The 12,536-nt window shown below is 49.0% G+C and carries 13 protein-coding genes and 1 pseudogene; 1 reads left to right on the top strand and 13 read right to left on the bottom strand.

Annotation, left to right across the window (positions count from 1 at the left end):
• Nucleotides 1–215: 215 nt before the first annotated feature.
• The 4 genes from SOJ49_RS03840 to SOJ49_RS03825 all read right to left on the bottom strand — a co-directional run bounded on the left by SOJ49_RS03840 (nt 216) and on the right by SOJ49_RS03825 (nt 2,368).
• The gene (locus tag SOJ49_RS03840; RefSeq protein ID WP_369856908.1) at nt 216–1,007 is read right to left on the bottom strand and encodes a hypothetical protein; all 792 of its coding nucleotides are present in this window, start codon (nt 1,005–1,007) and stop codon (nt 216–218) included.
• Between the two features lie 92 nt (nt 1,008–1,099).
• A complete protein-coding gene (locus SOJ49_RS03835; protein ID WP_369856907.1) occupies nt 1,100–1,252 on the bottom strand; it encodes a transposase in 153 nt (50 codons plus the stop codon).
• 286 nt (nt 1,253–1,538) lie between these two features.
• The gene (locus tag SOJ49_RS03830; protein ID WP_369856906.1) at nt 1,539–1,973 is read right to left on the bottom strand and encodes a hypothetical protein; all 435 of its coding nucleotides are present in this window, start codon (nt 1,971–1,973) and stop codon (nt 1,539–1,541) included.
• Nucleotides 1,970–2,368 carry a transposase gene (locus SOJ49_RS03825; RefSeq protein WP_369856905.1) on the bottom strand — a complete coding sequence of 133 codons (399 nt, stop codon included), beginning with the start codon at nt 2,366–2,368 and terminating at the stop codon, nt 1,970–1,972. The genes SOJ49_RS03830 and SOJ49_RS03825 overlap by 4 nt, the downstream gene beginning before the upstream one ends.
• A gap of 62 nt (nt 2,369–2,430) precedes the next feature.
• On the opposite strand from SOJ49_RS03825, the pseudogene SOJ49_RS03820 reads away from it, so the two are divergent.
• Nucleotides 2,431–3,416 (top strand): annotated as a pseudogene (locus tag SOJ49_RS03820) (IS630 family transposase).
• 284 nt (nt 3,417–3,700) lie between these two features.
• Here SOJ49_RS03820 and SOJ49_RS03815 read toward each other — a convergent pair.
• From SOJ49_RS03815 to SOJ49_RS03775, 9 genes are all read right to left on the bottom strand, one after another.
• Complete coding sequence (locus SOJ49_RS03815; protein ID WP_369856904.1) at nt 3,701–5,161, bottom strand: benzaldehyde dehydrogenase; 1,461 nt, start codon at nt 5,159–5,161, stop codon at nt 3,701–3,703.
• Between the two features lie 192 nt (nt 5,162–5,353).
• Nucleotides 5,354–6,682 carry a TRAP transporter large permease gene (locus tag SOJ49_RS03810; RefSeq protein ID WP_369856903.1) on the bottom strand — a complete coding sequence of 443 codons (1,329 nt, stop codon included), beginning with the start codon at nt 6,680–6,682 and terminating at the stop codon, nt 5,354–5,356.
• A gap of 29 nt (nt 6,683–6,711) precedes the next feature.
• On the bottom strand, nt 6,712–7,227 hold the full coding sequence (locus SOJ49_RS03805) for a TRAP transporter small permease (RefSeq protein ID WP_369856902.1): 516 nt from the start codon (nt 7,225–7,227) through the stop codon (nt 6,712–6,714).
• 10 nt (nt 7,228–7,237) lie between these two features.
• A complete protein-coding gene (locus SOJ49_RS03800; RefSeq protein WP_369856901.1) occupies nt 7,238–8,263 on the bottom strand; it encodes a TRAP transporter substrate-binding protein in 1,026 nt (341 codons plus the stop codon).
• Between the two features lie 183 nt (nt 8,264–8,446).
• On the bottom strand, nt 8,447–9,526 hold the full coding sequence (locus SOJ49_RS03795; protein ID WP_369856900.1) for an enolase C-terminal domain-like protein: 1,080 nt from the start codon (nt 9,524–9,526) through the stop codon (nt 8,447–8,449).
• A 16-nt stretch (nt 9,527–9,542) separates the two neighbouring features.
• The gene (locus tag SOJ49_RS03790; RefSeq protein WP_369856899.1) at nt 9,543–10,670 is read right to left on the bottom strand and encodes an alpha-hydroxy-acid oxidizing protein; all 1,128 of its coding nucleotides are present in this window, start codon (nt 10,668–10,670) and stop codon (nt 9,543–9,545) included.
• Between the two features lie 38 nt (nt 10,671–10,708).
• A complete protein-coding gene (locus SOJ49_RS03785; protein ID WP_369856898.1) occupies nt 10,709–11,410 on the bottom strand; it encodes a TRAP transporter large permease subunit in 702 nt (233 codons plus the stop codon).
• A complete protein-coding gene (locus tag SOJ49_RS03780; protein WP_369856897.1) occupies nt 11,383–12,021 on the bottom strand; it encodes a TRAP transporter large permease subunit in 639 nt (212 codons plus the stop codon). The genes SOJ49_RS03785 and SOJ49_RS03780 overlap by 28 nt, the downstream gene beginning before the upstream one ends.
• Nucleotides 12,021–12,533 (bottom strand): TRAP transporter small permease, encoded by a 513-nt coding sequence (locus SOJ49_RS03775; RefSeq protein WP_369856896.1) that lies wholly within the window; start codon nt 12,531–12,533, stop codon nt 12,021–12,023. The genes SOJ49_RS03780 and SOJ49_RS03775 overlap by 1 nt, the downstream gene beginning before the upstream one ends.
• Nucleotides 12,534–12,536 lie beyond the last annotated feature (3 nt).

Here is a 12,536-nt window from a genome sequence, read left to right as displayed (position 1 = left end):
GTGGTCACGGCTCCGACAGTTCTGCGGTTTTGAATTGAACCTTGCCTTTCTTGTACTGCTGTATTTCTCTAATACCGCCCAAGATCTCAGCACCGACATCTCGCTGACTCATGATCGATTGCCTCTGCGATTTGTTTCAAAACATGACCAGAAATGGTAAATCGCTCCGATTTGCTACCTGAATTCAGGGTTCCGTTTAAGTGCCCTGTTACATTTTAGTCGCAAGCACAAGACATATCTTTACCATCAGCACTATATGCACATGTGCCAGACTGACCGCCACAAGAAACACTCGAACCATCAGCACTATATGCACATTTTACAGACTGACCACCACAAGCAACACTCGAACCATCAGCACTATATGCACATTTTACAGACTGACCACCACAAGCAACACTCGAACCATCAGCACTATATGCACATTTTACAGACTGACCACCACAAGCAACACTCGAACCATCAGCACTATATGCACATTTTACAGACTGACCACCACAAGCAACACTCGAGCCATCAGCGCTATATGCACATATATCAGACTGGCCACCACAAGCAACACTCGAGCCATCAGCGCTATAATTACAAGTTCCAACTGCAAGGCATTGCATTTTCGTCGTCAGTATTTTTATTTTCTCACGCGGTTGCTTCTGTTCTCCTTGAATCATTACCAAACACGCATTACCAACCCTCTTAAATCCTTCATTACACTTCCAATCACTACCATATAAATCCAAACCTGCATTCTTCGGTATTTTGACTTTTTGACATTGACGACCCGATTTATAAAAACCCTTATTGCACGCCCAGCCATCTCCATATGAATTTTTTGAAGCATGTTCAGGAACATCTTGCGACCAACATTGTACTGATAAGAAAATCGCCAACATTAATAACAGTATTCTCACCTTCACTCCTAAAATATAACGAAGCTGTAGAAAAAGTATTTTCGGAAGGTATTTATTCACCATATCCGAAACAGCCGTCACAAAATCCAACAGATCCAAACTCTGTCCCAGAAATGTCCGAACTCAGGATTCGCTCTGTCTTTAATCGAAAAATCTGCTTCATTGCATCCATTCCTCTCTATACTCCTTCTTCAATAGCTCATTCTCGGTGACCACTTCTCAATATTGTGCACCACACTGAATAGTTGCCACTGCGCTTGAACTTTCTTTTTACCCCTCAGGCTGAATCGCTTCAAGCCTTTATTATATTCAATATTGGCAAACACTGACTCCACCGTCGACATCCTGTGGCTGTCAATTCGTTTACCTTCATCACTGTCGATACGCCTGGTTGCTCGTATCGTCCTGATACTTGCCCTTCGGGCTGACGCACCAATCGGCTCCTGGCAGATTGGTCATCCAATCCGTGTACGTCGGTACCTTGCTGTACACTCGGAATGAGACTTGCCTTCCCGAGCCGTTACGATGATCCGCCGAGGATGGATTGACCATGCCATCGGCTTTAATCGGGCACACCCGACAAGCGAACAGTCGTCCAGTAAAATAAGCCGCCTGGTTTCCCTGATCATCTTATCTGAGGCCATTAAACGTCAGTTCATTTCCCTGTGGGCAAATACACGCTTGCTTCACGGGATCGTAGTCAAATTCACTGGCCGAGATTTGCTTGTGACACTCGCTTTTGCGGTGCTCTTCATGGCGGTGGCCATACTTCTCTTTTTGTTCGTCAAAGCGTTCATCTTGGGAGCGAAACCGGTAATACACCTGCGCCGGTGGTTGGTCATGATACTCAGCACGGCTCAACACCGCTTTTGCCTGAGTACGCTCTTCGACACTCAAGGCGCGTGGTTGGATATCCTTGCGCTTTCGTCGGTGTGGGCTCACCGGCCCGCACAGGTGATAACGGGCGCGTATGGCACGAAAGGTATTGCGACCAATATCCAGCACGTGACAAGCAAGGCGTTCAGAAATACCGGAGGGTAATGGTGCCTGCAGCAACTGATTCATGACGCGTCCTCGTCGAGCATGTCCAGTAGATCCAAGGCTTTTTTTTGGAGCGTCAGGCAGCCATTCTGAATCTCGATCTGCTTGCGTAGCCGGTCGTTCTCTTTTTCGAGCTGTTCGATACGTTTTTGCTCAGCGGTCTTCTTCGGCGCGGGACCTGGGGCGGATTTTTTCAGACCATCCAGCCCTCGCTCATCCCGTTCCCGACGCCATTGAGACAGTTGATTGGAATACAATTTTTCATGGCGCAGCAGTTCCCCTAACTCACCATGCTGGCAGGCCTCGGCTTGCTGGATGATGGATAACTTGTATTCGGTACTGAAGGCTCTGCGCACCCGCTTTTCCAGTGCGGGACTGGGTTCAACTTTGGGATTAGCAGTGGTAGCAGGTTTTGGCATAGTCATTCTCCTGAGCGCCCTGATTTAGATGTTATCTCAAAATCCACTGGCTCAGGCTTAGGTTGACATACAGGGCACGCAAGCTCAGCACAGAGCAACAGGAACTTCTCAGGCAGCAGGCCATTCGACTCCGTTTGAAAGGTAAAACTTTCCGTGAAATCGGGCAGCTGCTCAATGTTCACCCCGATACTGTTGGACGCTGGTACCAGCGTTATGAAGCCGGCGGCAAGGCGGCTTTGACAGTACAAAAACGGGGCCCCAAGAACAAACCGCGTCGCCTGACAGAGGCGCAGGAGCAGCGTGTCATTGAGGCGGTTAAAGACCAGATGCCGGATCAGTACAAACTGGGTTTTGCGCTCTGGACGCGGCGTGCTATCGCTCAGCTAATCAAGCAATTCTGGGGGATCGACATTCCGGTTCGGACTTTGGGAGACTATCTCAAGCGCTGGGGCTTCTCGCCGCAGAAGCCGCTAAAGAAAGCCTGGGAACAGAGCCCGGCCCGGGTCGATGCTTGGCTGAAAGAGGAGTATCCGCAAATCCAGGCTCGCGCCAAAGCAGAGAACGCGCAGATTTTCTGGGGTGACGAAACCGGGATCAAGAATACAACTCAGCATGGCCGTAGTTATGCTCCGATCGGCAAAACGCCCGTGCAGCCACTGCCGGCCAAGCGCGTATCACTGAATATGATCTCGGCGATCACCAACCAGGGGGCCGTGCGTTTCATGCTGTACGAATCGACGATGAACGCCAAGGTTCTGATCAAGTTTCTTCGGGCACTGATCGAGTCGACGCCCGGCAAAGTGTTTCTGATTCTTGATAACCTGCGCGTCCACCATGCCAAGATCGTGAAGCGCTGGCTCGCAAAGAAGCCCGTGAAGCGCTATCTGGAAGTGTTTTTTTGCCCGCGTACTCGCCTGAACTGAACCCGGATGAATACTTGAACTGCGACCTGAAGAAACGCACTCGATCGTGCATGCTCACATTGCAACGTCGGCCAGAGCGGGTAAAAACCTATTTCCGAGCAGGACACATTCTGTATGCAGCATGAGCGATGTATTTATCCGCCGGGTTAATACTATCTGACAGATTGCCACGCTTTATCAATTTAATTGTGGCAGCCCGCCCTACAATGCTGAAAAACCATACTTAATTTCCGGTATTGGTTGACCGCTTCAGATTCCCCTATGCACACAATACATATTGTGATAATCCGCAGATTTATACGGGACGGCGGCCGCAGGCGAAAGTCTTGGTGAATCCATCCCCTCTTTTAAGCGATGCTGTCCCAGCACAGGGCAGCATCGCCAGCCAAAATTTCCTTGGCGTTTGAATTTAAAACGGATACTGCATACCTGGGCCCATCACGCTGACCCACTGAGTTTCAGTGAACTCTTCGATATTCGCAGGACCACCAAAACGACTGCCATTACCCGATGCGCCCATGCCGCCGAATGGAACCTGGAACTCGTTATTCACCGTCTGGTCGTTGATATGCACCATGCCAGCACGCAGCTTGGAGGCGACACTGAGGGCCCGTGATTCGGACTGGCTATGCACCGCCACAGCAAGACCGTATTCCGAACTGTTCACCAGAGCGATGGCCTCTTCCTCTGTATCGAACACCATGATCGGCGCCACAGGTCCGAAGATTTCCTCGTTCCAGGCTGGCATGTCGGGCGTAACGTCCGCAAGGACCGTAGCCTGGAAGAAACGACCGTTGGCCTTGCCACCGGCGAGTACCTGCGCACCGAGTGCGACAGAACGGTTGACGATATCCCCAACCCTTGCAGCTTGACGGTCATTGATCAACGGGCCCAGATGTACCTGATCAGTAGCTGGATTGCCCACCGCTAGGTTGGCGGCACGGCCAGCCAAAAGTTCAGCGTAGCGCTGCGCCACCTTGCGTTGCACCAGATGCCGCCCTGTCTGCATGCAGATCTGCCCCTGGTGCAGGAAAGCCCCCCAAGCCGCGCAAGATGCTGCAGATTCAAGATCAGCATCATCAAGAATGACCATGGCGTTGTTACCGCCGAGCTCCAATGAGACTTTTTTCAGGCTACGTCCGCAAATCTCACCAATCTGCCGGCCCACTGGAGTCGAGCCGGTAAAGGAGATCATCTTGACATCCGGGTGCCGTACCAGCGCATCTCCTGTATCTGCAGCGCCGGGAACGACCTGGAAGACTCCTTTGGGTATCCCCGCGGCTTCGAAAAGCTCGGCCAACAACAAGCCTCCGCAAACTGCACTTTGTACATCCGGCTTCAAAATCACAGCATTCCCCATGGCAAGTGCTGGCAGAACTGAGCGCAGACCCAGCAGGATGGGAAAATTCCAGGGAGCGATAACACCCACCACGCCGATAGGGATACGCTTCCAGTAATTGCGACGCCCCGGCATCGAAGACGGGAAGATTGCCCCCGTTGCATGCATCGGCAGGGCTGCCGCCATATGGGCCTGCTCAATGCAGGCATGCAGTTCCCATTCAGCCTTGGGTGGGATAGACCCACATTCCCGAACGTTCCAGTTATTGATGGTGGCAGCATTATCCTCCAGTTGGCGAGCGACTTTACGCATGATGGCAGCACGCTGATCAAAAGACAGAGCCGCCCAGTGCACCTGAGCCTCTTTGGCAATGCGGGCAGCATCATCAATATCATCCTTGGTACCTGTCGCCAGCATCCCAAGCTGATTCCCTGTCGCTGGCTCTATGACCGGAACGATCTCGCCGCGGCCAGACACCCAGCTTCCCAAATAAAGTTTGCTATCCCATTGAGCAGATACGTTTGAAGTCATTGTCTTTTTTCTCCGGAGTTAGGCCTTACTGACCTTTATTTTATTCGTATACTCGACACATCAAAATATAATTAATTTATCGCCCACCCCCTGCCTTAAATTATCAAGCGATATTTGATTTAAACTACAATCCGATTTCAAATCTCCCATCCAGAAAGTACGATTAAATAATATATTTTACAAAAATACACCTCAACTATATAGAAACTTCGGCAGCAGCATTGCTATCGGAGCGATAAAAACTACAAGTAATAAACGTACAATATCAGCACACCAGAACGGCGTAACCCCTCTAAAAATAGTACTCGCTCTCATATCTGGAATAACCGCACTGAGCACGAAGACATTCATACCTACTGGCGGGGTAATCAAACTTATTTCTGTAACGATAACAACCACGATGCCAAACCAAACCAAGTCAAAGCCCATACTTGCCACCAGTGGATAAAATACCGGTACCGTCAGAAGTATCATCGACAGGCTCTCAAACACCATCCCAAGGACAATATAAACAGCCAGTATCACCAGAATGACAGCAAGCGGCGAAATATCTAGTGCCGCCACAAACTGCAGTAACATATCCGGCAATCCGGCTCGGTTAACAAAGTCGGAGAAAATCAGTGCGCCTATCACCACTGCAAACAGCATCGCAGAGGTACGGGCAGTTTCCGCCAACGTCAGGAACAAGGTCCCCAACGTCAGGCGTTTACGGCTGAGCGCTATTATAAAAGCGCCGCCTGCGCCTACACCTGCGGCCTCTGTCGGAGTAAAAACGCCCAGATAGATACCCCCCATCACCACTGTGAACAGTACCAGCACCCCCCAAACCCCTTTCAGGGCCTGTATGCGCTCGGGCCATGATAGCTTTTCACCGGCCGGTCCCGCGGCTGGATCGCGCCAGACGACGTAACGAACCGCTCCCAGATACAGCAGTATTCCTAGCAGGCCAGGGAGCAGACCAGCAGCAAAGAGTTCACGAATGCTGCTTTCTGTCATCAAACCGTAAATCACCAGGATGACACTCGGAGGAATAAGAATACCGAGAGTTCCACCCGCCGCTATCGAGGCCGTGGCAAGGGAGTCCGCGTATCCGTATTTGCGCATTGCAGGCATGGCCACTTTCGACATCGTGGCCGAGGTGGCAAGACTCGAACCGCAGATGGCGGAAAACCCACCACAGGCAACTACAGTAGCCATCGATAAGCCGCCCTTGCGATGTCCCAAAAAGGCGTTCGAGGCGGCATAGAGTTCCTCGGAAAGACCTGATCGGGTAACCAGATTACCCATCAATATAAACAGTGGAATGACCGATAAGCCATAGTCCTGCACAGTATCGATCATACGATTAGAAGCCATCGACAACGGGATGGTCCAACGAAAATCAGTGATATTTGTTAATTCAAGCCCGATTATAAACGCAAAACCGAAAAAACCCACGAGGCCCATTGCAAACGCAATCGGTATTCGCGCAACTATGATCATAAAAATGAGTACGGCAAATCCGACTAAGATTACTGACATAATAAATACCTCTATCTATCCAGTATATTTTATTTTTTTTCCTGAGACAGGATTCGATAAACGCCAAATGTAATCACGCAGAAAGCTGTTACCCAGCTCATCACGGCAATGTACTGAACAATGTAACCTCTTGGGAAACTGAGATACTCGGTTATGACGCCACGGAGAATCGAACGCGCACCCAAATCGAATATTCTGAACGCCAGAAAAAACATTGATGATGAGATCAGCAGCGCTACCAGTAACCCAATGACTTTTAGAATTCGGGTTCCGATAAATCGATCCAGCAGATCCACGACCACATGACCAAAACGCCAGGTCACTACGGGCATCGCAGCAAATACCATGAGCGCCAGTCCAATCTCGGTGAGCTCAACACTGCCGTGCACTGGGCTGTTAAACAGGTAGCGGCCGACGACATCGACACACGTAAGCCCCATCAAAACGAAGAGAATAATTGCAGCGGCCACCTCGAGAGAGAAAGCCAGCCATTTGGCTGGGCCTCTCTCGACATAGTGCTGGTTGATCCAGGCACTCAACGACATCGGATGATTCCTACTTCTGCGCTTCAAGATTGCGTGCAGTCTGACGTAGTTCCGCAAGCGCGGCACTGGCATCAACACCCTTGCTGGCAACACGGGTTAACCATTCGTCGTCGATTCCCGTGGCAATTTCCTGGAACTCTGCTGCCATCGGTTCACCGACTTTAACCATTTTTACGCTAACTCCTTTATCGATGCTCTCCTGAAGAGCTTCATCGCCGCACTGCTCCCAGGCTTGGCCAGCAAGGCGTGAGAGTTTTTCACCGGAGACATTGAGAATGGCTGTACGGATTTCTTCGGACAGTGAGCCCAGAAAATCGGGATTGATGAACACCGCGAAACTGGTTTGGTACATCCCGCCAGGCAGTAACGTCAGATTCCGCGCAATTTCATTCAGTCGTAGCGTACGCTGCTCACAAACGGGCAAGAAGGTGCCGTCGATAACGCCCTGCTGCATCATCTCGTAGACTTTACCGGCTGGCGCTGAGACCCCGACAGCCCCCATCTTTTCGGCCAACTCATTCATAACTCCGCCGCCAAGCCGAATCTTTCTGCCTTTAAGATCACTTAGACTGGAGATTGGCTCCAGTGTGTGAATCTGCCCGGGCGCATGCGTAAAAAGACCCACGACTTCAAGACCAGAAAATTCATTCGCCTTTTTCAGGTACTTTTCATGGATACGCCAGTAAGCCACCGATGCGGCTTCGGCATTCGTACCGAGCAATGGCAACTCTACAACCTGTGTCAGCTCGAAACGCCCCGGAACATAGCCGGTTGAAGACCAAGCGGCATCGACAACTCCATCTTCTACGAGCGAGAACAGATCCTTAGGATGGCCCAGATTGTAGCTAACTTGAAGCTTGACCTCACCCTGCGTAGCCTCTTCGATCCATTTTGCCCAGGTAGGAAGGACAATGGCATTTTGCGGGTGGGTCGGCGGCAACCAACTTCCGACATGCATGATCGTTTCGGCAGATGCCTGTGTATTGGCAAGCACACATAACGCGGCAGACAGCATCACTTTCTTAATATTAAACATAAGAACCTTCTTATTTTAAAGACTATTAGCCCGGCGGGTTAACAGGAAAACAGGCAATGCAACGCAAAAACAAACGGTAAATCCGTGTATTTTCGTCAACTTACCTAAAGAATAGACAAACAGCATCGAGCTTAATTATTTGTTTTTAATAATCTAATATAATTACAAAAACTGTCTAACAGTTTAAATAATATACTTTACAATTTCCGACTCCTTCCAGGTGATACCTGCCCCAGGTTCATCAGAAATAATTACATTTCCATCAACGAACTTGAGTGAAGAGTCTACAACCGACTCCGCAATATCCAATTTTTCCAACCAATCAGCAGTGGGAGTCACTGTTAATAAGTGAGCACTGAACTCCTGGAAAAGGTGTGACGACATTGGCAGACTAAACTGCTGGGCCAATGCACTGGCTCGCAGCCAGCCCGTAACTCCACCGATTTTCATAATATCTGGCATCGCCAGGTCTGAAGCCCCCGCCATGCAAGCGTTCATCATTTCTTCTGGTCCGATCCAGTTCTCACCCATCTGGATCGGCACATTCAGTGATTCACGAATTCGTTTATGACCGTCGTAGTCGTACTGGAGCGTCGGCTCTTCAATCCAGGCGATACCTTCATCCTGCAATGCCTGACCCCGTGCTATCGCTTGCGGCACTGTAAGGCTTTGATTGAAGTCGACCATAATGCTGAAGTTGTCGCCGACTTCCTTGCGAATACCGCGTATGACATTGATATCTTCCTGAACACTCGAGTAGCCGATTTTTGTTTTTATACCCTTGAAACCGCTAGACGCAGCTCCTGCTGCGCGTTCGGCCGCCAGATTTCGCCCATCCATACTATGACTGTCGTAGCTTTTTATCGGTTGAGCAATACCACCAAGATATTTGTACAGCGGCAATCCGGCCTGTTTTGAGAGCAGATCCCAAAGCGCCATATCAATACCTGAACATGCCATACGAACCAGCCCTGTAAAACCCAGCAGGGTGAATTTTTCCGACAATATTTTTTCAATACTCTGTGGTGCTACAGGTAACCCAATGAGCGCACTTTCCATACCCATGATAATGGAAATAAGAGGTTTAATAGTAAGAGGTGTGTAGCCAAAAATATAGGCGTGACCGACTTCATCGGTAGTTGTTAACACATCAATCAAAACGAGTGGAGATGTCTCGACGGCCCCCATAGCCGTATAGACAGGATATTTCAGGGGCGCATTGACACCTCTGGCCTTTATTCCTTTTATCAGAAAGTCTTTCATTATAAACCCCAAATTATTATTTCAAAGACAAAAAAGATTTATCAACAGTATTGATATCCGCACAACCGATATGAGCAAGAGTCCGGTCAATATCGTTTTTTAACAGTTGAAGCATGTGATCGACACCGGCCTCCCCTTCCGCAGCAAGCGCGTAAAGAACAGGCCGGCCGATCAGCACAGCCGTAGCACCAAGGGCGAGCGCCTTGACCACATCCGCACCGCGTCGAAATCCGCTGTCAACCAGAACAGGTATATTGATCGCAGAAGCCGTTTCTTCGAGTATCTCCACCGGCGAAATACAGCTATCCAGTTGTCGGGCACCGTGATTGGACAGGATGACACCATCCACTCCCAGATCCGCACACCGCGCAGCATCCTCTGTACTGGTAATGCCTTTCACCAGAAGCCGGTGTGGCCAAATATCACGCAGCCATGTGAGATCCTGCCAATTAAAGCTGGCATCCATCTGCCGACTCATCAGTGCGGCCTGAACTTCCAGGTTGGAAACATCGGCGATTTTGAAGTTAGCCAGTTCTGGCGCTCCCCTAAGCATGAAGTTCAAGGACCAATCCGGGTGCAGTGCACCGTCAATGATTGATTTCAGCGTGTATTGGAACGGCACGGAAAAGCCATTGCGAATATCTCGTTCGCGAAAACCATTTATGCTAACATCAACAGTAAGTATGAGTGTCTTGTAACCGGCCTTTAAGGCCCTTTCCACCATTTGCTTTGCCAAATCTCGGTGCACGACGTAGAGCTGAAACCAGAGCTCTCCATCACTCACCTTGGCAATATCCTCGATCGAAGCATTCGAGGCTGTCGACAATGCGAAGGGTATGTTTGCCCGTGCCGCGGCCCTGGCAAGTTTGAAATCGCCATCGGGCGAAAGCATACCGTTAAGGCCGGTAGGCCCTATCGCGATGGGAGCCGAAAACGATCCACCTAGAAAGCTAGACCCAATACTCCTGTTTTTAACGTTGATGAGTCGCTTGGGCTTGAACCTGATCGCGTCCAATACGCTTCGGTTGTGCTTAAGCCCGACTTCGTCATCAGCACCGCCTTCCAGGTAATCAAATACCATACCAGGAAGTTTCTTCTGTGCCTTACAACGAAAATCTTCAGAATTTAACAGCTTATTCTTCATAAAAATCGCTCAATTACATAATTTGGAACAACTTATTATTACTTTATTAATGCTGGTAAAAACTTGGATATCTCAGGAAATAAGACCAAAAGAATCAAAACACTAACCTGGAGCAGCAAAAATGGAAATGCCGCCTTATAAACCATACTGAGTCGGGTGCCGGCAGGTGCCACTCCCTGCATAACGAGTAAGAGCAGCCCAAACGGCGGTGTAAGCAAACTTATTTCCATAGCGATAAGAATCAAAACACCGAACCAGATCAAGTCAATTTGAAGATTGTTGGCCAACGGGATAAAGAAGGGAAGCGTTAACATGATCATACTAATCTGATCTGTAAAACACCCAAGAATTAGCAGGGTTACTACCATGATAATTACCACCATAAAAGGTGACAGATCAAAACCCATGAAAGTATTAAGCAGCCCTGTTGTAGCCCCGGAGAATGAAAGTATTTGTGAAAAAGTTGTTGACGAGACTAAAATAAATAAAATCACTGCCGATATTTTTGCCGTTTCGACAACTGAAACTAAAAATGATTTCTTATTCAAGGTCCCATAGCATACAGAAGCGATAAAAGATGCGACCACTCCGAAGGCCGCAGACTCGGTGGGTGATGCCCAGCCGACAAGCATAGAACCAATAACGACGAAAAAAATACAGAGAAGTGGAACCACATCGCGGAAGAACGGCTTCCATTTGTCCGACCCGCTGATCAGTTCAACCTCATCAGACGGCGCCAATTGCGGATTAAGGGAACACCGGATAATAACGTAGACGAGCGTGGCGGCACAATGAGCAACCCGGGCACGATACCCGCAATGAGCAGTTTACTGATCGAAATCCCGGCAAGACTCGCCAACGTAACCGCCAATGCCGATGGCGGGATAAGCATTGCTATCCCGCCAACAGCCATGATGGGCCCCATCGACATAGAAGGGTGGTAGCCTTTACGGTGCATCTCAGGAAGCATCGCACTGCCCATCATAGCCGTATTGGCGATACTGGATCCTGACAGCGTCGCGAAAGCAGTTCCCCCTAAAATGGAGACAATGCTAAGACGACCAGGGACCGCCGATATCAGGCGTTCAATGGCTGAAATTGCTTTGTAAGCGAGTCCCGTGTGAAAAAGAACCTCTCCCATCAAGATAAAAAGGGGGATAGGTATCAACGAAAAAGAAGAAATTGCTTCTGCTGAGTTTCGAGCCATTTGCACCACCCCGAACTCACCTCCAAGAAAAGCAAAGGCACCTAGTATATTGATCGCAAAGAATGCAATTACAACGGGCACCCCGACGATCATCAGGAATAGAAGAGACCCAAACAAAAAGAATAGACTCAGTTGCCAATCCATTAGTTAGATCCTCTTATTGCTATAATTATGCGGCGGAGAAACTCGACACAAACCAGTAAAAAGCACAGAGCGGGGGCTATCAACAACCACCACTCGGGTATGACCAATGATTTTATTTGTAAGGTTTCATTTACAAAGGCTTCATGAGCAATTCGGAGCATAAAATAGCACAATACAACTCCAACAAGGAAACCAACAGCATTGATAAAAAGCTCAATTTTTTTCCTGATAGCTTCTGGCGAGCTTCGAAGCAAAAAATCAACCTGAACATGTGCCGATTCGTATAGAACCCATGGCGCAGCGATGAAGGCTGAAAAACTTAGTCCATACTCACATATTTCAGTGACCCATGAAAAAGAAACGCCACCAGTGTTCCGCAAAATAACATTTATGAAAATCAACAGCGATATCAGAAATATAAATATTCCAGATATTACGCCCAGTGATTTCATAAAGATATCGTAGCTTTTCGAGAGCCCCGACATTTTAATATAACTTTCGGCACTCAACATCCC

Source organism: Candidatus Thalassolituus haligoni (assembly GCF_041222825.1).
Taxonomy (GTDB): Bacteria; Pseudomonadota; Gammaproteobacteria; order Pseudomonadales; family Oceanobacteraceae; genus Oceanobacter; species Oceanobacter antarcticus.
This window is presented reverse-complemented; position numbering and strand designations above follow the sequence as displayed.

Coding starts and splice junctions, on each gene's coding strand:
- SOJ49_RS03775 (WP_369856896.1), bottom strand. CDS start 12,533: ATGTTGAGTGCCGAAAGTTATATTAAAATGTCGGGGCTCTCGAAAAGC.
- SOJ49_RS03810 (WP_369856903.1), bottom strand. CDS start 6,682: ATGTCAGTAATCTTAGTCGGATTTGCCGTACTCATTTTTATGATCATA.
- SOJ49_RS03780 (WP_369856897.1), bottom strand. CDS start 12,021: ATGGATTGGCAACTGAGTCTATTCTTTTTGTTTGGGTCTCTTCTATTC.
- SOJ49_RS03795 (WP_369856900.1), bottom strand. CDS start 9,526: ATGAAAGACTTTCTGATAAAAGGAATAAAGGCCAGAGGTGTCAATGCG.
- SOJ49_RS03815 (WP_369856904.1), bottom strand. CDS start 5,161: ATGACTTCAAACGTATCTGCTCAATGGGATAGCAAACTTTATTTGGGA.
- SOJ49_RS03790 (WP_369856899.1), bottom strand. CDS start 10,670: ATGAAGAATAAGCTGTTAAATTCTGAAGATTTTCGTTGTAAGGCACAG.
- SOJ49_RS03800 (WP_369856901.1), bottom strand. CDS start 8,263: ATGTTTAATATTAAGAAAGTGATGCTGTCTGCCGCGTTATGTGTGCTT.
- SOJ49_RS03825 (WP_369856905.1), bottom strand. CDS start 2,368: ATGCCAAAACCTGCTACCACTGCTAATCCCAAAGTTGAACCCAGTCCC.
- SOJ49_RS03805 (WP_369856902.1), bottom strand. CDS start 7,227: ATGTCGTTGAGTGCCTGGATCAACCAGCACTATGTCGAGAGAGGCCCA.
- SOJ49_RS03830 (WP_369856906.1), bottom strand. CDS start 1,973: ATGAATCAGTTGCTGCAGGCACCATTACCCTCCGGTATTTCTGAACGC.
- SOJ49_RS03835 (WP_369856907.1), bottom strand. CDS start 1,252: ATGTCGACGGTGGAGTCAGTGTTTGCCAATATTGAATATAATAAAGGC.